At 68.6% G+C, this 17,795-nt stretch carries 21 protein-coding genes and 2 tRNA genes; 8 read left to right on the top strand and 15 right to left on the bottom strand.

The genetic code is table 11. The features are described from left to right. The first annotated feature begins 6 nt into the window (after positions 1 to 6). Entirely contained in the window at positions 7 to 378 is a 372-nt protein-coding gene (locus ACYVIP_RS07340) for a GntR family transcriptional regulator (protein WP_460393398.1), read from the top strand. Here the strand turns inward: ACYVIP_RS07340 and ACYVIP_RS07335 are convergent. Genes ACYVIP_RS07335 through ACYVIP_RS07325 form a run of 3 tightly spaced genes read right to left on the bottom strand, consistent with a single transcriptional unit; the run spans position 375 to position 4,742 of the window. Further along, positions 375 to 755, bottom strand: a complete 381-nt coding sequence (locus ACYVIP_RS07335; protein WP_460393396.1) for a DUF4233 domain-containing protein — start codon at positions 753 to 755, stop codon at positions 375 to 377. The genes ACYVIP_RS07340 and ACYVIP_RS07335 overlap by 4 nt on opposite strands. After that, positions 752 to 2,119, bottom strand: coding sequence for a bifunctional tetrahydrofolate synthase/dihydrofolate synthase (gene folC / locus ACYVIP_RS07330; protein ID WP_460393394.1), 1,368 nt, complete (start codon positions 2,117 to 2,119; stop codon positions 752 to 754). The genes ACYVIP_RS07335 and folC overlap by 4 nt, the downstream gene beginning before the upstream one ends. Then, a complete protein-coding gene (locus ACYVIP_RS07325; protein WP_460393392.1) occupies positions 2,112 to 4,742 on the bottom strand; it encodes a valine--tRNA ligase in 2,631 nt (876 codons plus the stop codon). The genes folC and ACYVIP_RS07325 overlap by 8 nt, the downstream gene beginning before the upstream one ends. Positions 4,743 to 4,901: 159 nt before the next feature. Between ACYVIP_RS07325 and ACYVIP_RS07320 the strand changes: the two genes are divergently transcribed. Further along, positions 4,902 to 5,882 carry a hypothetical protein gene (locus tag ACYVIP_RS07320; RefSeq protein WP_460393390.1) on the top strand — a complete coding sequence of 327 codons (981 nt, stop codon included), beginning with the start codon at positions 4,902 to 4,904 and terminating at the stop codon, positions 5,880 to 5,882. A 74-nt stretch (positions 5,883 to 5,956) separates the two neighbouring features. Further along, entirely contained in the window at positions 5,957 to 6,208 is a 252-nt protein-coding gene (locus ACYVIP_RS07315; RefSeq protein ID WP_460393388.1) for a mycoredoxin, read from the top strand. Here ACYVIP_RS07315 and ACYVIP_RS07310 read toward each other — a convergent pair. The 3 genes from ACYVIP_RS07310 to ACYVIP_RS07300 form a co-directional block, all read right to left on the bottom strand. Next, positions 6,186 to 7,730, bottom strand: coding sequence for a phytoene desaturase family protein (locus ACYVIP_RS07310; RefSeq protein ID WP_460393386.1), 1,545 nt, complete (start codon positions 7,728 to 7,730; stop codon positions 6,186 to 6,188). The genes ACYVIP_RS07315 and ACYVIP_RS07310 overlap by 23 nt on opposite strands. 10 nt (positions 7,731 to 7,740) lie before the next feature. Further along, positions 7,741 to 7,911, bottom strand: coding sequence for a hypothetical protein (locus tag ACYVIP_RS07305; protein WP_460393384.1), 171 nt, complete (start codon positions 7,909 to 7,911; stop codon positions 7,741 to 7,743). Between the two features lie 70 nt (positions 7,912 to 7,981). Then, positions 7,982 to 8,554 carry an ArsR/SmtB family transcription factor gene (locus tag ACYVIP_RS07300; protein WP_460393382.1) on the bottom strand — a complete coding sequence of 191 codons (573 nt, stop codon included), beginning with the start codon at positions 8,552 to 8,554 and terminating at the stop codon, positions 7,982 to 7,984. 275 nt (positions 8,555 to 8,829) lie between these two features. On the opposite strand from ACYVIP_RS07300, the gene ACYVIP_RS07295 reads away from it, so the two are divergent. Both ACYVIP_RS07295 and ACYVIP_RS07290 read left to right on the top strand, forming a co-directional pair. After that, entirely contained in the window at positions 8,830 to 9,582 is a 753-nt protein-coding gene (locus tag ACYVIP_RS07295) for a DUF5753 domain-containing protein (RefSeq protein WP_460393380.1), read from the top strand. Beyond that, complete coding sequence (locus tag ACYVIP_RS07290) at positions 9,542 to 9,673, top strand: DUF397 domain-containing protein (protein WP_460393378.1); 132 nt, start codon at positions 9,542 to 9,544, stop codon at positions 9,671 to 9,673. The genes ACYVIP_RS07295 and ACYVIP_RS07290 overlap by 41 nt, the downstream gene beginning before the upstream one ends. A gap of 126 nt (positions 9,674 to 9,799) precedes the next feature. Here ACYVIP_RS07290 and ACYVIP_RS07285 read toward each other — a convergent pair whose 3' ends face one another. The 5 genes from ACYVIP_RS07285 to ACYVIP_RS07265 all read right to left on the bottom strand — a co-directional run bounded on the left by ACYVIP_RS07285 (position 9,800) and on the right by ACYVIP_RS07265 (position 14,396). After that, complete coding sequence (locus tag ACYVIP_RS07285) at positions 9,800 to 10,390, bottom strand: RBBP9/YdeN family alpha/beta hydrolase (protein ID WP_460393376.1); 591 nt, start codon at positions 10,388 to 10,390, stop codon at positions 9,800 to 9,802. 16 nt (positions 10,391 to 10,406) lie between these two features. Then, positions 10,407 to 11,708 (bottom strand): ATP-dependent Clp protease ATP-binding subunit ClpX, encoded by a 1,302-nt coding sequence (clpX, locus tag ACYVIP_RS07280; protein WP_460393374.1) that lies wholly within the window; start codon positions 11,706 to 11,708, stop codon positions 10,407 to 10,409. Positions 11,709 to 11,956: 248 nt separating this feature from the next. Next, positions 11,957 to 12,589: an ATP-dependent Clp protease proteolytic subunit gene (locus tag ACYVIP_RS07275; RefSeq protein ID WP_460393372.1), complete on the bottom strand. Its 633-nt coding sequence runs from the start codon at positions 12,587 to 12,589 to the stop codon at positions 11,957 to 11,959. A gap of 246 nt (positions 12,590 to 12,835) precedes the next feature. Further along, positions 12,836 to 14,197: a trigger factor gene (tig, locus tag ACYVIP_RS07270; protein WP_460393370.1), complete on the bottom strand. Its 1,362-nt coding sequence runs from the start codon at positions 14,195 to 14,197 to the stop codon at positions 12,836 to 12,838. Between the two features lie 125 nt (positions 14,198 to 14,322). Then, positions 14,323 to 14,396: transfer RNA gene (locus ACYVIP_RS07265), tRNA-Pro, on the bottom strand. A gap of 84 nt (positions 14,397 to 14,480) precedes the next feature. Between ACYVIP_RS07265 and ACYVIP_RS07260 the strand changes: the two genes are divergently transcribed. After that, positions 14,481 to 14,554: transfer RNA gene (locus ACYVIP_RS07260), tRNA-Gly, on the top strand. A gap of 106 nt (positions 14,555 to 14,660) precedes the next feature. Here the strand turns inward: ACYVIP_RS07260 and ACYVIP_RS07255 are convergent. The 3 genes from ACYVIP_RS07255 to ACYVIP_RS07245 form a co-directional block, all read right to left on the bottom strand. Next, entirely contained in the window at positions 14,661 to 14,933 is a 273-nt protein-coding gene (locus ACYVIP_RS07255) for a hypothetical protein (RefSeq protein WP_460393368.1), read from the bottom strand. An 84-nt stretch (positions 14,934 to 15,017) separates the two neighbouring features. Next, positions 15,018 to 15,440, bottom strand: a complete 423-nt coding sequence (locus ACYVIP_RS07250) for a type II toxin-antitoxin system VapC family toxin (RefSeq protein WP_460393366.1) — start codon at positions 15,438 to 15,440, stop codon at positions 15,018 to 15,020. Positions 15,441 to 15,448: 8 nt separating this feature from the next. Next, on the bottom strand, positions 15,449 to 15,655 hold the full coding sequence (locus ACYVIP_RS07245) for a hypothetical protein (protein ID WP_460393364.1): 207 nt from the start codon (positions 15,653 to 15,655) through the stop codon (positions 15,449 to 15,451). A gap of 342 nt (positions 15,656 to 15,997) precedes the next feature. On the opposite strand from ACYVIP_RS07245, the gene ACYVIP_RS07240 reads away from it, so the two are divergent. Continuing rightward, entirely contained in the window at positions 15,998 to 16,459 is a 462-nt protein-coding gene (locus ACYVIP_RS07240) for a helix-turn-helix domain-containing protein (protein ID WP_460393362.1), read from the top strand. Between the two features lie 21 nt (positions 16,460 to 16,480). Next, the gene (locus ACYVIP_RS07235) at positions 16,481 to 17,053 is read left to right on the top strand and encodes a PIN domain-containing protein (RefSeq protein ID WP_460393360.1); all 573 of its coding nucleotides are present in this window, start codon (positions 16,481 to 16,483) and stop codon (positions 17,051 to 17,053) included. Positions 17,054 to 17,070: 17 nt separating this feature from the next. On the opposite strand, the gene ACYVIP_RS07230 is transcribed toward ACYVIP_RS07235, so the two are convergent. Continuing rightward, positions 17,071 to 17,691, bottom strand: a complete 621-nt coding sequence (locus ACYVIP_RS07230; RefSeq protein WP_460393358.1) for a TetR/AcrR family transcriptional regulator — start codon at positions 17,689 to 17,691, stop codon at positions 17,071 to 17,073. Positions 17,692 to 17,795 lie beyond the last annotated feature (104 nt).

The raw sequence follows: 17,795 nt of genomic DNA, 5'->3' as shown, positions 1-17,795 counted from the left end.
AACGCCGTGCCAGCGGATCTGATCACGATCGACGCCGACTCCCGGCAGCCCCCGTTCGAGCAGGTGCGTTCCCAGCTGGCCAGGCAGATCAGCGACCGCACGCTCGCCGTCGGCACCCGGCTGCCCACTGTCCGCGCGCTGGCCACCGACCTCGGCCTCGCGGCGAACACCGTGGCCAAGGCCTACCGGGAGCTGGAGATGGCGGGCATGGTCGAGACCCGCGGCCGGTCCGGCACGTTCGTCAGCGCGCTTGGCGACACCAGCCGAGCCGAGCTGCAGGTGGCCGCGGCCGACTACGCGGCCACCGCGCGGGCGCTGGGCATCGACGCGGCCGAGGCGCTGGACGCGGTGCGCGCCGCCGTCGAGAGAAGCCCTTAGTCCTCTGTGGACGCCTGGCTGGGCAGCGTGCCCATGGCCATGCGACGCGCGACGTCCCACCGCATCCACAGCAGCATCGTCCACACCAGACCGAACACGATGCCCATCACGCCGAGCGCGGTCGAGATGGTCCAGCAGGCGATCAGCCCGACCTGCAACACGGCCGCGACCCACAGGCCCCACGGCCGGCGCAGGAAGGCACACGTCACCAGCATCGCCACCGCGAGCGCGCCGACCAGCACGCCCTGCCAGGCGGCCAGCTCGGACCCGAGGTTGGCCAGCACCGGGATCGCCAGCAGCATCACCAGGACCTCGAGCAGCAACGTCGCGGCCGCCACCGCGGCGAAGGACTTCATCGGATCGGTGGGCCTGCTCATGCCGGGTCCTTGCCGAACAGGGCGCGGGCCTCGCCCGCGGTGACCACCGAGCCGGTGACCACCACGCCGACGCCGGACAGCTGCGCGTCGGCGTCGGACTCGGCCAGCTCGATCGCGGCCTCCAGCGCGTCGTCCAGGCGGGCGCGCACGCTCACCCGGTCAACCCCGAACACGTCGGTCGCCACGTCGCCCAACTCCTCGGCGGACATCGCGCGTTCCGAGGAGTTGGTGGTGATCACCACCTCGTGCAGCACCGGCTCCAGCGCGCTCAGGATCCCCCGGGCGTCCTTGTCGGCCATCATGCCGACCACGCCGACCAGCTTGGTGAAGGCGAAGTCCGCCTCCAGCGCCGCGGCCAGCGCGGTGGCCCCGTGCGGGTTGTGCGCGGCGTCGACGAACACCGTCGGCGCGGAGCGGACCCGCTCCAGCCGCCCGGGCACCACCACCGAGGCGAAGCCCTCCCGGATCGCCTCGACGTCCAGTCCGCGCTGAGCGCCAGCGCCGAAGAACGCCTCGACCGCCGCCAGCGCGATCGCCGCGTTCGCCGCCTGATGAGGTCCGTGCAGCGGCAGGAAGATGTCCTCGTAGGCGCCGCCGAGCCCCTGCAGCTTCAACAGTTGCCCGCCGACCGCGACATCGCGGCGCAGCACCCCGAACTCCATGCCGGAGCGCGCCACCGACGCGCCGACCTCGGCACACCGGGTCAGCAGGACCTGGGCCACCTCGGGGGTCTGCTCGGCCAGCAGCGCGACCGCGCCCTCCTTGATAACCCCGGCCTTCTCCGCCGCGATGCCGGCCAGGTCCGACCCGAGGTACTCGACGTGGTCCACGCCGATCGGGCCGATCGCGGCCACCCGCGCGTCGACCACGTTGGTCGAGTCCCAGGTGCCGCCGAGGCCGACCTCGAGCACCGCCACGTCCACCGGGGCGTCGGCGAACGCGGCGAAGGCCATCCCGGTGAGCACCTCGAACTTGCTCATCGCGATCTCGGCGTCGCGGTCGACCATCGCCACGTACGGTTCGATGTCCCGATATACCTCGACATACCGCGCGGGCGTGATCGGCGCGCCGTCCACGGCGATCCGCTCGGTCACCAGCTGCAGGTGTGGGCTGGAGAACCGGCCGACCCGCAGGCCGATCCTGGTCACCAGCGCGTCGATCATCCGCGCCACCGACGTCTTGCCGTTGGTGCCGGCGACATGCACCGCCGGGTAGGACGTGTGCGGGTCGCCGAGCAGGTCGACCAGCGCGGCGATCCGCCGCAGTGTCGGCTCGATCTTCGTCTCCGGCCAGCGGGTGTTCAGCTCCGCCTCGACCTGGAGCAGATCGTCCCAAGTGGACTCGTGGCTACCCGGCTCAGACATGGGCCATCGCGGCCAGCCTGGCGGTGATCCGCTCGATGTCGGCCGCGGCGACCGCGCGCCGCGCCGTGATCTTGGCGACCACCGGTGCCGGGGCCTTGTCGGTGAAGGCGGGGTTGGCGAGCTTGCCGTCACAGCCGGCCAACTCCTTCTCCGCCGCGGCGAGGTCCTTGGCCAGCCGCTTGCGTTCCGCGTCCAGGTCGACCGTGCCGGACAGGTCCAGCTCGACCGACACCGTCCCGCCGGCCAGCGCGACCTCGATCGACGCGCCGGCGGTGAACCCGTCGCCCGGCTCGTCGAGCCGGGCGAGCGCGGCGACCGCCGGGCGCAGCGCGGACAGTCCCGCACCGTCCACACCGGACAGCCGGGCCGGCACTCGTTGCCCTGGCTTGACTCCCTGATCGGAGCGGAACCGGCGGATCTCGGTGACCAGCTTCTGCACGGCCACCACGTGCTCGGCCGCGCGCTCGTCCGGCGCGCTGCCCGACGCGGTCGGCCACGGCGCGACCACCACCGACTCGCCACCGGTCAGCGTGGTCCACAGCCGCTCGGTGACGAACGGGATCAACGGGTGCAGCAGCCGCAGCACCACGTCGAACACGTGTCCGAGGACCGCCCTGGTGGCCGCCGCACGCTCACCGCCGGCGGCCAGCTGGACCTTGGCCAGCTCCAGGTACCAGTCGCACAGCTCGTCCCAGGTGAAGTGGTAGAGCGCGTCGCACAGCTTGGCGAACTGGTAGTCCTCGTACAGTCCATCCACATCGGACACCAAGGTGTCGGCCAGGTCGAGGATCCACCGGTCGGCCTCGGTCAGCGTGTCCCGCGCGGGCACCTCGCTGGCCGTGGTCGCGCCGTTCATCAGCGCGAACCTGGTGGCGTTCCACAGTTTGTTGCCGAAGTTGCGCGAGCCGGCCGCCCAGTCCTCGGCGATCGCCATGTCGCTGCCCGGGTTGGCGCCCCTGGCCAGGGTGAACCTGGTCGCGTCCGCGCCGAAGCGGTCGAGCCAGTCCAGCGGGTCGATCACGTTGCCACGCGACTTGGACATCTTCTTGCCGGCCGCGTCGCGGATCAGCCCGTGCAGGTACACCTGGTCGAACGGCTGGACGCCGTCCATCGCGTACAGCCCGAACATCATCATCCGCACGACCCAGAAGAACAGGATGTCGTAGCCGGTGACCAGCACGGTGTTGGGATAGAACGCGGCCAGCTGCGGGGTCTTCTCCGGCCAGCCGAGCGTGGAGAAGGGCCACAGCGCCGAGGAGAACCAGGTGTCCAGCACGTCCGGGTCCTGGGTCCAGCCATCGCCGGTGGGTGCTTCCTCGTCCGGGCCGACGCACACGACCTCGCCGTCCGGGCCGTACCAGACCGGGATCCGGTGGCCCCACCACAGCTGGCGCGAGATGCACCAGTCGTGCATGTTGTCGACCCAGTCGAAGTACCGCTTGGCCAGCTCCGGCGGGTGGATCGTGGTGCGCCCGTCGCGCACCGCGTCGCCGGCGGCCTCGGCCAGCGGCGCGACCCGGACGAACCACTGCAGCGACAGCCGGGGCTCGACCACCGTGTCACACCGGGAGCAGTGCCCGACCGAGTGCGTGTAGGGCCGCTTCTCGGCGACGATGCGGCCCTGCGCCCGCAGCGCGGCGACCACCGCGGGACGCGCCTCGAACCGGTCCAGCCCCTCGAACGGGCCGTGCGCGGTGATCACGCCCCGCTCGTCCATGATCGTGATCGTCGGCAGCCGCCCGCGCCGGCCGATCTCGAAGTCGTTCGGGTCGTGTGCCGGAGTGACCTTCACCGCACCGGTGCCGAACTCCGGGTCGACGTGCTCGTCGGCCACGATCGGGATCAGCCGGCCGGTCAGCGGCAGCGCGACCTCGGTGCCGACCAGGTGGGCGTAGCGCTGGTCGTCGGGGTGCACGGCCACCGCGGTGTCCCCGAGCATGGTCTCCGCGCGGGTGGTGGCCACCACGATGGCGCCGTCGCCGTCCCCGTAGCGGATCGAGACCAGCTCGCCGTCGTCGTCGGCGTGCTCCACCTCGATGTCCGACAGCGCGGTCAGGCAGCGGGGACACCAGTTGATGATCCGCTCGGCCCGGTAGATCAGGCCGTCGTCGTGGAGCTTCTTGAAGATGGTCTGGACCGCTGTGGACAGCCCCTCGTCCATGGTGAACCGGTCGCGCGACCAGTCGACGCTGTCGCCGAGGCGGCGCATCTGGCCGAGGATCCGGCCGCCGTACTCGGCCTTCCACTCCCACACCCGCTCGACGAACCGGTCGCGGCCGAGATCGTGCCTGGTCAGGCCCTCGTTCGCCAGCTCGCGCTCGACCACGTTCTGGGTGGCGATGCCGGCGTGGTCCATGCCCGGCTGCCACAGCGCCGCGTAGCCCTGCATCCGGCGCCGGCGGGTCAACGCGTCCATCAGGGTGTGGTCCAGCGCGTGTCCCATGTGGAGGCTGCCGGTGACGTTGGGTGGCGGTAGCACGATGCAGAACGGCGGCCGGTCGCTGGTGGCCTCGGCGGTGAAGTAGCCGGCGGCCATCCACCGCTCGTACAGCTCCGCCTCCGCCGTCCCCGGCTCCCAGGCCGACGGCAGCTCGGTGGTCGGCTGCGATGCGGTGTCAGTCACGCTCGAAGAGTCTACGAACCGCGCTGACCGGCGTGCATCCGAGTTCCCCCGACGCGGGTTGTTAACACGCCGAACGGCCGGATCGATGACTTCAGCACCGGAGAATTTTCAGATCCTGGTTGGTTGACCATTCAGCAACGGCACACATTTGGGGAGCCGGTGAACCCTCGTCAGCCGGCCGCGAACCCCGCGGCAGAAGACGCAGAGTGGGCGGGCCGTCTGCGTGCGGCGGCCGACGCCGACGCGCGTCAGCTGGCGCGCGCCGCGCGCCGCCGCCGACAGGCGCGTTGGCTGGCCGGCGGCCTGACGGTGGTCGTGGTCGCCGTGCTCGGCATCGTGCTGGTGCGCACCGGCACCTTCACCGAGTTGTTCGCCGAGGACACCGCCGGCACCCCGTCGGTGAGCCGGATCGCACCCGCGCCGACGGTCGCCAGCCCGATGTTCGACGAGAACCGGCCGTTCACCTCCACCCCGGCCGCGGACTGGGCCGGCGGCACGTCGGGCATCGTCACCCCACCCGCCAGGCGGGTCGGCGAGTTCAGCCAGGAACAGGTGACCCTGGCGCTGGCCAGGGTGCGGGAGATCCTGGTGGCGAGCCGGCTGGACCGCGACCTGCTGGTCGACCACAACCCGCGGCGCTTCCTCTCCCTGCTCGCGCCCGATGCCCGCCGCCAGCTCGAGCCGCTGTTCTCCGGCGGCGAGCCGCTGGTGCAGTCGCTGGTCAGCATGACCTCGGCCGACTCGCGGCTGTTGTCGGCCGAGCCCAAGGTCCAGGGCGAGATGACCGTCTCCGCCGGCGACGCCGGCGAGCTCGTGATCAGCACGAACTACGTCTTCGTGTACGCCTTCGAGCCCGAGGAGCCGCTGCGGCTGGTCGACGCGATGAACGCGATCGTGGTCGTGCGCGCGGACGTCGACTACGTACTGCGGGCCAGCGACCGGTGGGCCGAGGGCAGCAAGGGCCTCTGGTACGGCGAGGCCACCGGCTACGCGTACTCGATCGGCTGCGAGGCCTACCTGCGCGGCTACCTGGCGCCGGCCTCGGCCGAGCGCGCGGTGACCACCCAGCCGGAGCAGACGCGCTCGAGCTACTTCGACCCGAGGAGCCCGGCGCCCCCGCCGAGCTGCCCGAGCGGATAGCGCATTCTCGAAGGGCATTTTCCGGCATGGCCACGCGTTGCACCGGTTGATGTTCCTTTGCAGGGGAGTGTGAGATGAGCCAGGCGCCCGACACGCTGACGATGTACTCGACCACGTGGTGTGGTTACTGCCGCCGGTTGAAGGCGCAGCTGGACCGCGAGGGCATCGCCTACCGCGAGGTCGACATCGAGCACGACCCGGACGCGGCGAGCTTCGTGATGAAGGTGAACGGCGGCAACCAGACCGTGCCGACGGTGCACTTCCCCAGCGGCGCCGCGCTCACCAACCCGACCCTGGCCCAGGTCAAGAAGCAGTTGGCGGCCTGAGCACGGCCATCGCGGCGTTGTGCCCGCCGATGCCGCTGACCCCGCCGCCCCGGCGCGCGCCGCTGCCGCAGAGCAGCAGGTTCGGCACGTCGGTCGCCACGCCCCACCGGTCGTCGGTGTCGGCGTAGGGCCACGCGAGGTCGCCGTGGAAGATGTGGCCGCCCGGCATGGCCAGCTCGCGCTCCAGATCCAGCGGGGTGCGCGCCTCAATGCACGGGCGGCCATCGGCGTCGGTGGCCACGCAGTCGGCGATCGGGTCGAGCAGGTGGCGGTCGAGGCCGGCGAGGTAGCGGCGCACGAGCGTGTCCCGCAGGCCGTCGTTGTCCTCGACGAACAGGTCCGCCGGCAGGTGCAGGCCGAACAGGGTCAGCGTGTGCAGCTCGCCGTCCACGATGGACTCGTCGGTGAGCGTGTGGCAGTACGTCTCCCCCGGCAACGGATCCGGGATCTTCCCGGAGACGCTTGCCTGATAGGCGTTCTCCAGCTCCACATAGGACTCGTCGAGATGGAAGGTGCCGGCGAAGGCCTGTCTCGGGTCAGCACCCGAACGCAGCCTCGGCAGCCGGGACAGCAACACGTTGATCTTCAGCTGCGCCCCGCTCGGGGACTGCGCCTGGCGGCCGCGCAGCCGGTCGAGCACCGAGGGCGCCACCCCGCCGAGCACCGTAGCCGCGGCCACGGTGTGCTCGGCATCGCCTGACACGTAACGGACTTCGGCGTCCACACCGTCAGCGTCCACGGCCGTCACGGTCGCGCCGGTGGTGATGTGCGCGCCGGACTCGGCGGCCACCCTGGCCAGTTCCCCGGTCACCGCGCCCATGCCGCCGACCGGTACCCGCCACTCGCCGGTGCCGTCGCCGATCAGGTGGTAGAGGAAGCAGCGGTTGGCCAGCAGGGAGGTCGACCTGGTCGAGGTGTGCGTGCCGATCAGCGCGTCGGTGGCGACCACGCCGCGCACCAGGTCGTCGGCGAAGGTCTCCTCGATCGCCTCGCCGATCGGCTGCTCGAACACCTGCTGCCACAAGCGTTCCCCGGCCGCGGCGACCACCAGCGCGCGCAGTTCGGCGCGCGTGGGCAGCGGGCCGAGCATGGTCGGCGCGACCGCCTTGGCCATCGCGGCGAGGTCGGTGTACCAGGCGGACCAGTTCGCGAACTCGGTGTCCGCGCCGGTGAGCGCGCGGAACGAGGCCGCGGTGGCCGGCCCGGGTTCGCGTTCCACCAGCAGCCCGGTCGGCTCGCCGGCGCGCAGGGTCGGTGTGTAGGACGACACCGGGCGCGAGCGCAGCGACACCCGCAGCCCGAGGTCGGCGACGATCGCCGACGGCAGCAGGCTCACCAGGTAGGAGTAGCGGGACAGCCGGGCGGCGATGCCGGGGAACGGGGTCTCGCTGACGGCCGCGCCGCCGACCTTGTCGAGGCGTTCGAGCACCAGCACGGACTTGCCGGCTCTGGCCAGATAGGCGGCGGCGACCAGGCCGTTGTGGCCGCCACCGACCACCACCACGTCGTAGCGTCGGGTCACGTCCCGCACGCTACTGGACCAGGCCCGGCCTGCGGGCCCGTGCCGGCCGTCGGATGGCCGGCGCTGGCTGCTCGTCGGCGCGGGACTCACGGGCGTGCTTGGCGATCCTTTCCTCCTCGGCGTCGCGCCGGAAGTCGGCGCCGCGACTGGTGGCGATGATGTGGGCGCTGTACGGGTCCATGGCGGGGCCTTTCTGCGGGCAGGCGGAACCGGGCCGTCGGCGGACGGCCTGGCTGGGGTTGGCTTTCGGGTCAGTCGGTGGTGGGGGCGACCGTCGTGGACAGGAAGATGGTCACCGAGCGGGCGCCGTCGGGGCGTAGCTCCGGGTTCGTTCGGCGCTCGCGGAACTTGTCGGTCAGGTCCCGCAGGGTCGCCCGCAGCTCCTCGACCTCCTCGGCGGTGAGGTAGTCGTGGGAGTTGTCGATGCCGACCGCGGTGCGCCACCGCGCCGGCTCAAGGTGCAGGGAGTGATGGCGTTCGCGGATCTGGCCGAGCTCGTAGTCGAGGAAGGCTCCGGTCGCGGCCCTGGCGGCGAGCAGGCCGTCGGTGTCCATGCCCAGCTCGTCGACGGACATGCGGGTGTCGGTCACCCGCCATGGTTTCTCGCGGCCCTGGCCGCCTTCTGCCTGCTCGACGTAGTGGTATTTCGCGAGCATGTTGAGGTGGTAGGAGCAGTTGGCGACGCTCTCGCCGGTTTCGTTGGCGCACTGGGTGGCGGTCGCGGTGCCTTCGCGGCCCACGATCTCCAGCAGCTGCCAGCGCAGCGGATGTGCGAGCGCGCGGAGCGCCTTCGGGTCGGTGATCCGGGGTGCGACGTCGGCCATGCTTAACAACATACCTTTAGCAAGGAATCCTTAGCAAGGGTTCTTGTTAAGCTTTCTGGAGCGGAAAGGCTGGCGTTGACGTGCGCCGATCGGGTGGAGTTGGGTTGACGAGTGCGGAACTCTGCGGGATCTGGGCCTAGCGTGTCCGCATGCAGAAGCGTTACTNGGGCTGGCCGCTGACCACGATCTCGCGCATGGAGAACGGCGGCCGGACCTCGTCCATCACCGACGTGATCCAGTTCGCGGTCATGTGCGGCCTGAAGGCGTCCCCGGAGTTGGACCGGCTCATCGAGTTCACCAAGGTCGCCGAACTGAACCAGGGCTACTACCTGTCCGACGAACGGATCGGCGGCTCACTCCAGTCACTGATCTTCTACGAGTCGTCAGCCGAACGCTCGATCATCTACGAGCCACAGGTGATCCATGGGCTGATGCAGACGCCCGACTACGCCCGCACGCTCATCTTCACCGGCAACCAGGGCTTCACCGACGAAGTTCTGGAAGGCGCTGTCCATACCCGAATGGAGCGACGCCGGATCCTGTCCCTACCGAATGCGGCACGGTTCACCTTCTACCTCCACGAGACCGCCCTCCGGCTGCGAGTCGGCGCCGACGAGACCATGCATGAGCAACTGCTGCACATCGTGCTCACAGCCGCGCTGGACAACGTCTCCCTGCGAATCGTGCCCAGCGCGGCCGGCGAGCGGTCCGTGGTGAGCGGGGCGTTCCACCTGATGGAGTTCGACGGCCACCGCCCAGTCGTGTATCTGGACCATCTCGGTGGCAGTGGCCTGATCCTGGACGACAGCAGCCACGTGCGCAGTTACCGCGAACTCACGCCGACACTCGATGACATCGCCCTGGATGAGGGACAATCTCGGAAGTTCGCGGCTGATCTGGCCGACGAATACGACCGAGGGAGTCAACGGGGTGTCGCAGACAACCTGGCGCAAGAGCAGCTACAGCGGCGCATCGGGATCGAGCTGCGTGGAAGTGGCGTGGTCGAGTCGACCGCCATCTACGAGTGACGGAGTCCTGGTTCGCGACTCCAAGCACCCCACCGGCCCCCGGCTCACCGTCCCCGTCACCGCCTGGCACCAACTACTCGCCACCCACTGACCAGGAGCCACGCACAGCCGCGAGTTGGCCACCGGTCCGCTCCGAACGCAGCGAAGGGTCCCTTCGCTGCGTCTGGTGCAGTGAAGGGACCCTTCGCTGCGGTGTGGCGGGGCCTGGCGGCCGGGGTCACTGGTTGGTGACCAGGCGGGCGTGTTTGTCGGCGACCCACTCGTGTACTGCCGGCCACGGGCCGTAGCCGGCATCGGTGTTCAGGTGGGCCCCACCGGGGATCACGTCGAGGTCGATCTTGAGCTGGGCGGCCATCGTCACGGCGTCGGCCACCGCACAGGTCCCGTCGTCGTCGCCGACCACCAGTTGGGTCCAGCCAGCGGCCCGGCGCACCCCACCCGCGTCCAGCGGCGCCGGCGCGAACCCCGACACGTCCGGATGAGTCCAGCCCGGCCCCGGCGGAGCCACCAACAGGACCCGGTCGAAACGCAGCTCGGTGTGGTTCTCGACCAGCCGGGCGGCGTGATGCAGCCACAGCAGCGCACCACAGGAGTGCGCGAGCAGAATCCGCTCATCGGCAGGCGGTGCGACCTCGAGATGATGGCGCAACTCGCCGAGCCAGACCTCCAGGTCGGGCCGATCGGGATCGGTGAGCTGTGGGATGTCCACGGCCACACCGGTGTTGGCGAGCTCGCCGGCCAGCCAGCTCTGCCAGTGTTGCGGGCCGGAGCCGGTGTGCCCGTGCAGTAGCAGCACGTAGCGCGACATCGGCGTTACCGGCAGGTCAGGCGGACTTCTCGCGACGCTCCCGACGCGATGGCTGCCTGGCCACGATCGTCGGGTTCACGTTCTCGCGGACGGTCTGCTCGGTGATGACGACCTTGGCGACGTCGGTGCGGCTCGGGATGTCGTACATCACCGGCTGCAGGACCTCTTCCATGATCGCCCGCAGGCCACGGGCACCGGTGCCCCGCAGGATCGCCTGGTCGGCGACGGCTTCGAGGGCGGTCTCGGTGAACTCCAGCTCGACGCCGTCCATCTCGAAGAGCTTCTGGTACTGCTTGACCAGGGCGTTGCGCGGCGCGGTGAGGATCTGCACCAGCGACGGCTTGTCCAGGTTCGTCACGCTCGCCACGACGGGCAGGCGGCCGATGAACTCCGGGATCAGGCCGAACTTGATCAGGTCCTCGGGCATGGTGTCGGCGAAGAAGTCGGCGGTGTCGATCTCGGCCTTGGAGCGGATCTCGGCGCCGAAGCCGAGGCCGCGCTTGCCGATCCGGTCCTGGATGATCCGCTCCAGCCCGGCGAACGCGCCGGCCACGATGAACAGCACGTTCGTCGTGTCGATCTGGATGAACTCCTGGTGCGGGTGCTTGCGGCCGCCCTGCGGCGGCACCGACGCGGTGGTGCCCTCGAGAATCTTCAGCAACGCCTGCTGCACGCCCTCGCCGGACACGTCACGGGTGATCGAGGGGTTCTCCGACTTGCGGGCGATCTTGTCGACCTCGTCGATGTAGATGATGCCCGTCTCAGCGCGCTTGACGTCGTAGTCGGCGGCCTGGATCAGCTTGAGCAGGATGTTCTCGACGTCCTCGCCGACGTAGCCGGCCTCGGTGAGCGCCGTGGCGTCGGCGATCGCGAACGGGACGTTGAGCATCTTGGCGAGGGTCTGCGCGAGGTAGGTCTTGCCACAGCCGGTCGGGCCGAGCAGCAGGATGTTGGATTTGGCCAGCTCAACGGCCTCGTCGCGGCTTTCGCGGCCCTCACGGGTCTCCGGGCGGGAACGGTCCCCTGCCTGGATGCGTTTGTAGTGGTTGTACACCGCGACCGCGAGGGTGCGCTTGGCCTCGTCCTGGCCGATCACGTACTGGTCGAGGAACTCGTCGATCTCGGCCGGCTTGGGCAGCTCGTCGAGCTTGACGTCACCCGCCTCGGCGAGCTCTTCCTCGATGATCTCGTTACAGAGGTCGATACATTCGTCGCAGATGTAAACGCCAGGACCGGCGATCAGTTTCTTCACCTGCTTCTGGCTCTTTCCGCAGAAAGAGCACTTCAGCAGGTCTCCGCCGTCACCGATACGCGCCATGACCGCTGACCTCTGTCCCCTCCGACGTACCCGTGAGCACGTCTGGATGTTTGGCTTCTGGACCGGGCCTCGAGTGCAAGTGTTACGCACTGCGCTCCAGGCCCGGTCGAGTGCCTGTTGTCTTCGACGGTACCTGCCAACCCCCACTCAATACGAGAACCTACTCGCCGAGTTGTCGGATTCGGCCTATCAGGTGGCCCTGGTAGCGGGGCCGACGGCCGCTCGACGTGCGGGGTTGGCACAGTGCCTCACGACTTGGTAGCGGAGAGCTTCCGGTAGGACAACACCTCGTCGACGATCCCGTAGTCCTTGGCCTCGTCGGCGGTCAGGATCTTGTCGCGCTCGATGTCCTTGCGGATCTGCTCCGCCGAGCGGTCGGTGTGCCGGGAGAGCGTGGACTCCATCAGCCGCCGGACGCGCTGGATCTCGTTGGCCTGGATCTCCAGGTCAGAGACCTGCCCGTAGACGCCTTCCATAGCGGGCTGGTGAATCAGCACGCGGGCGTTGGGCAGCGCGAAACGCTTGCCGGGGGTGCCGGCCGCGAGCAGCACGGCCGCGGCCGACGCTGCCTGGCCGAGGCAGTAGGTCTGCACGTCGGGACGGGCGAACTGCATGGTGTCGTAGATCGCCATCAGCGAGGTGAAGGAGCCACCCGGCGAGTTGATGTACATGATGATGTCGCGGTCGGGGTCGACGGACTCCAGGTACAGCAGCTGGGCCATCACGTCGTTGGCCGAGGCGTCGTCGATCTGCACGCCGACGAAGATGATGCGCTCTTCGAACAGCTTGTTGTACGGGTTGGACTCCTTGACCCCGTAGCTGGTGCGCTCCACGAAGGAGGGCAACACGTACCGGGACTGCGGGAGGTGAAGGTCGCTCACTTTTCAGGTCTCCTCAGGTCTGGTCAGCTGCCGCTGCCGTTGGGGGTCTGGCTGGCGCGGGTGAGCGCGGAGCCGAGGAAGACGGTCGCCGACCGAATCCGCAGTGGTTGCGTCACGTCTGCCTGCTTTCTCCGCTCACGCCAGCACCGGGCGGGTGCTGGAAATGACCTTGTTCTGTCTCATGTCCGACACTAACGAAGCTGGGCAGGGTGGCATGCCCAGGAATGCTCAAGTTCGCTCAGAGCGTCACTGGTCCGCGGTGGCCGGTTCCTCGGGGGTTGCCTGCTCCCGGGGGCCGAACAGCTCCTCGAGGTCGACACTGCCGCCGGAGGCGTCGGTGACCGTGGCGAGGCGCACCACGGAGGCCAGCGCCTTGCCCCGGCGGACGTCGGCGAAGATGGCGCCGAGCTGGCCGGACTGCTGGGCGCGCTGGACGTACTCGTCCGGGCTGACACCGAAGCGCTGGGCCTGGTAGATGATGCGCTCGGTGAGCTCGTTGTCGTCGACCGTGAGGTTCTCGGCATCGGCGATCTGGTCGAGGACCAGCTGGGTCTTGACCGCCTTCTCGGCCTCGACCCGCAGGTCGGCGTCGAACTCCTCGCGGGACTTGCCCTGCTCGGTGAGGAACTCGGCGAAGCGGTCCTCGTCGTGGTCGAAGGTGTGCACCGCGTCGTGCTGGCGCACCTCGACCTCGGAGGTGACCACGCCGTCGGGCAGCGGGACCTCGGTGACCTCGAGCAGGGCCTCGAGGACCTTGTCCCGGGCCTGAACGCCCTGCTGCATGCGCTTGACGCGGGTGAGGCGCTCGCGGAGGTCGCCGCGCAGCTCGTCGATGGTGTCGAACTCGGAGGCGAGCGAGGCGAAGTCGTCGTCGGGCTCGGGCAGGTCGCGGACCTTCACCGAGTTGACGGTGACGGTGACCTCGGCATCGCGCCCAGCGTGCTCGCCGGCGACGAGCTTGGTGGTGAACACCTTGGAGTCGCCGGCGGCGACGCCGATGATGGCCTCGTCGATGCCCTCGATCATCTCGCCGGAGCCGACCTCGTAGGACAGCCCGGAGGTCTTGGCCTCCTCGACCTCCTCACCGTCCACGGTGGCCGAGAGGTCGATGGAGACGAAGTCCCCGCTCTCGGCGGGCCGATCGACACCCGCCAGGGTGCCGAACCGCGCACGCAGCTCGTTGAGCTGCTCGTCGACCTCGTCATCGGACAGCTCGATGTCATCGACGGTGACTGACAACTCACCAAAAGCCGGCACGGTGATCTCGGGCCGGATGTCGACCTCGGCCGTGAAGGCGAGGTGGTCGCCGTCCTCGATCTTGGTGACCTCGAAGTCGGGGCGGCCCAGCGCGCGGACCTCCTCGGAGTCGAGGGCTTCCATGTACTTGGCGGGGATCGCCTCGTTGACGACCTCGTCCAGAATCGGCGCGCGCCCGATCCGCTGCTCGATGACGCGAGCCGGGGCCTTGCCCGGCCGGAAGCCGGGAATGCGGACCTGGTTGGCGATCTTGCGGTAGGCGCGGTCGAAGTTCGGCTTGAGCTCGTCGAAAGGCACCTCGACGTTGATCCGGACCCGTGTCGGGCTCAGGTGCTCGACGGTGCTCTTCAACGTGATCTCCTCGGGCTGGTTTGACCTGACACACCCGGGGCGACCTGAGCCACGGGGTCGGCCCGAGTCTATGGAACTCGTGAGGTAATGGGCTCGCCGGGGTTGACGAGCCGACATGACACCGGTCGGGCTGACAGGATTTGAACCTGCGACCCTCCGCTCCCAAAGCGGATGCGCTACCAAGCTGCGCCACAGCCCGTCGACCGCAGCCCCTCGCGGGGGATGCGGTCACAGCGTATCGCGGCACGCTAGGCTGTTTCGCGAGGACGCCCCCAACGTCCGCGCGGGTGTAGCTCAATGGCAGAGCCCCAGCCTTCCAAGCTGGTCATGCGGGTTCGATTCCCGTCACCCGCTCCACACAGAAGCCCAGGTCACACAGTGTGCGCTGTGAGCCTGGGCATCTTGCGTCACGGACCGGACAACCCCGGCCGTGCCAGATTCGTGCCAGATCAGCCAGGCAGGGTCAGTGGCCGCCACCGTCCACGGGACCGACCACCAGGCGCCGATAGGTGATGCCGTCGCCATACTTGGCAGTCACCTTGCAGATCACCATCACCTTGCAGATCACCATGATCCGGCCCGGCCGCATCGGGTCGATGCCATTGACAGCGTTGCGCATGGTCCCTTCGTTGAAGGTGTCCTGCCCGAGCGCACTGCACTCCTCAGTCAGTCGCCGCACAGTCCAGTTGTGCTCGACCAGCCACGCACGGATCACCTCACGGTTCAACTTCGGCATGGCTCCGCCAGTTCGTCGAGGTCGACCAGGGTGCAGTCATGGAGTTCGCGAAGCAGAGAGACGATCCAAGTTGGTCGGTGACTCTTATTCCGGCAGCAACGTGAGTGCCTGCACATGGCGCGGGCGAACTACCGTGAAGTGGCGCAGATCGAGTGTCGCCACCTCAGTGATATCCAGGCGTTCCGCCAGCGCGATCACTGACGCGTCAGAGGTTCCCAACGGGAGGTCGGCGTACTGCCTCACCAGGACCGCCATGCGCTCGTAGTCAGCGGCGATCAGCTCCACCGGGATGAAGTCGCCTTCGGCCAGCGAGTGGAGGAACGTCGCCTCGACATGGGCGCCGGCCTCTCGCGCCAACAGGTATCCGACCTCGGCGATGATGGGGGCGGGGAGCAACATCTCCCGGTTGGCCAGCCGCAGGCCCGTGAACAGGTCGACGCAGCGGCGGTGGTCAGGATCGCGGAAGAGAGCTGCGGCTACGAGCGGAGCCGTGTCGCAAACGATCACACATCACCTTAGCGACCGAATCCATCACGGAGCAGGTCATCCGCACGGTCAGCGATTCGCGTGCCGTCGCCGGGGGCGCTGGCGAAGAAAGCCGGGGGCCACGGGTGGTCTTTCACCAAGCGAAGGTGGCGACGGACCTCGGCCAACGCTTGGGGCACCTGATCCTCAGGCAGGTCCTGGACCAGGCGCAGCAGTTCGTCACGCTCAGCGCTCACGCAGCCAAGTATAGGTGCCTCCTGAGTCAACATGTGCACTCATGAGTGCACATGTGTCGACTTGTGCACGTCGAGTCCGCTCGCGCTGGCCGACCAGCCATCGGAACCAGCGCCACCCGCAGGCCGAGCACTGCCGCGACCTCGGCGACCGTGCCGATCGTGGGGGTTCCGGCGCCCAGGCGGCAGCAGACGACGGATCACGGCCGGCTCCGCACTGACCGCACGGGCCAACTCAGCCTTCGACGGCCCAAGAGCTGTCCGGCCGTCGTCGCCATCCACAGCTAGCGCTTTCGTTTTTTTCGGATAGACTGATCTTACGAAGGAGCTTCGGGAAGGACGACGATGACCGCGGTCTTGGAATCGCACACCGTGCTGCCGCCGACCAAGGATGCCCCTGAGCTGGCAAGCCTGGCGACAGCGCTGCAGATGCCCTCAGCCGCACTTGTCGGCCCGGACGGGGCGCCGACGCCGTTGCCCGAAGAGGTCTACCTGGTGCTCCGGAACGTCGTCGACGCCATGTCACAGGGGCTGGCCATCACGATCGCGCCCCACAACACACAGTTGACCACCCAGGAAGCCGCTGACCTGCTGGGTATATCTCGGCCGACCCTCGTTCGCCTGCTCGAAGACGGCGAGATCCCGTTCGGGCGTCGCGGCCGGCATCGTCGAGTCATGCTCGTCGACGTTGTCGCCTACCAAGAACAGGCTCGCGCGCGGCGACGTGCCAACCTCGACGAGATGACCCGTACCGCCTTCGATGATGGCACTGACGACACGGCCGATGGGTTCATCCACACTCGCTGACGCCTCCACCAGAATTGCTCAATGGCCTTCGCTGCCCTCCTCGACGCCTGCGTGCTCATACCGATCAAGTTGACCGACATCCTGCTGAGGCTGGCCGAGGCCAACACCTACCGACCGCTGTGGTCCCAAGACGTGCTCGACGAGGTTGAGCGCAACCTTCCCAAGGTCGGAGTTACCTCGACCAATGCTCGCAAACGAGTGCAGCAGATGCGCGACACCTTCCCGGACGCCCTCGTGACCGGCTACGAAGCGCTCATCCCGGCGATGTTGACCGACCAGAAGGACCGGCACGTACTGGCCGCGGCTGTGCGCGCTGACGCTGCCGTGATCGTCACCGCCAACCTCAGGGACTTCCCGCCAGCGGCGCTGAAGCCCTACGACATCGACGCCGTCCACCCCGACGACTTTCTCCTCGACCAACTCGACCTGTACCCCGCCCAGACCAACCGCTGTGTCCGCGAGCACGTCGCCGCTTGCCGAAATCCCGCCATCACCGTCGATCAACTCCTCAGCACACTCACCAGGACGGTGCCCCGGTTTTCTGCGGCGATGGCCCGAGTCAGGTCAGTCTGTGACGGCCCAGCGCCTCCCTGATGTCATCCAGGTCGTCGCTACTGGTCGCCGCGTAGATATCTGGTCATCATGGCGACCAACTCGTTCTCGAAGGTCTCGACGGGGATGGTGCGCGGGGCGGCCATGAACTTGTGCGTGTTCATCTCCACGGTGAACAGGATGAGCTCCGCGGCGACATCCGGGTCGCCGACGCGGATGTCGGGGTGGCGGACGATGACGTCGCGGACCTGGGCGGTGCGCAGCTTTCCGTGGCGGTCGATCGTGTCCAGCAGTTCCTGGGAGACCGGTGCCTCCTCGATCATCACTCGCAGCAGGCGGGGGTCGTCGCGGTGGTTGTCGATCGCGTCGCGGATCAGGGCGCGGACCGCCTGTTCCAGGGTTCCTGGTGAGAGATCGAGTTGTTCGGCGCCGGTCCAGGTGCCGCGGTCGATGTGCTGGATCAGCAGTTCGGCGAGGATGGCGTCCTTGTTCGGGAAGTACTGGTACAGCGAGCCGATGGAGACGTGGGCGCGTTCGGCGATGCGGTTGGTGGTGCCGGCGGCGTAGCCATGCTCGGCGAAAACGTGAGCAGCCGCGGTGAGGATGCGGTCGCGGGTCAGCTCGGCGCGCACCTGGCGGGGCATCCGACGTGGCTCTAAGCGGCGGTCCGACGATGGCATCCTGATCCTCTCCGATGGCGGCGAAAGCGAGTAGCAAATAACTGAGCTTATGCTCATAATAGTGTCTTGAGCTGCGAGAACAAGACTCCTGACGCGGCGGACAT

This window comes from Actinophytocola sediminis, from assembly GCF_054779715.1.
This window is presented reverse-complemented; position numbering and strand designations above follow the sequence as displayed.

Coding starts and splice junctions, on each gene's coding strand:
- ACYVIP_RS07335 (WP_460393396.1), bottom strand. CDS start 755: ATGAGCAGGCCCACCGATCCGATGAAGTCCTTCGCCGCGGTGGCGGCC.
- folC (WP_460393394.1), bottom strand. CDS start 2,119: ATGTCTGAGCCGGGTAGCCACGAGTCCACTTGGGACGATCTGCTCCAG.
- ACYVIP_RS07315 (WP_460393388.1), top strand. CDS start 5,957: ATGAGCCAGGCGCCCGACACGCTGACGATGTACTCGACCACGTGGTGT.
- ACYVIP_RS07305 (WP_460393384.1), bottom strand. CDS start 7,911: ATGGACCCGTACAGCGCCCACATCATCGCCACCAGTCGCGGCGCCGAC.
- ACYVIP_RS07300 (WP_460393382.1), bottom strand. CDS start 8,554: ATGGCCGACGTCGCACCCCGGATCACCGACCCGAAGGCGCTCCGCGCG.
- ACYVIP_RS07285 (WP_460393376.1), bottom strand. CDS start 10,390: ATGTCGCGCTACGTGCTGCTACTGCACGGGCACACCGGCTCCGGCCCG.
- clpX (WP_460393374.1), bottom strand. CDS start 11,708: ATGGCGCGTATCGGTGACGGCGGAGACCTGCTGAAGTGCTCTTTCTGC.
- ACYVIP_RS07255 (WP_460393368.1), bottom strand. CDS start 14,933: ATGCCGAAGTTGAACCGTGAGGTGATCCGTGCGTGGCTGGTCGAGCAC.
- ACYVIP_RS07240 (WP_460393362.1), top strand. CDS start 15,998: ATGACCGCGGTCTTGGAATCGCACACCGTGCTGCCGCCGACCAAGGAT.
- ACYVIP_RS07235 (WP_460393360.1), top strand. CDS start 16,481: ATGGCCTTCGCTGCCCTCCTCGACGCCTGCGTGCTCATACCGATCAAG.
- ACYVIP_RS07230 (WP_460393358.1), bottom strand. CDS start 17,691: ATGCCATCGTCGGACCGCCGCTTAGAGCCACGTCGGATGCCCCGCCAG.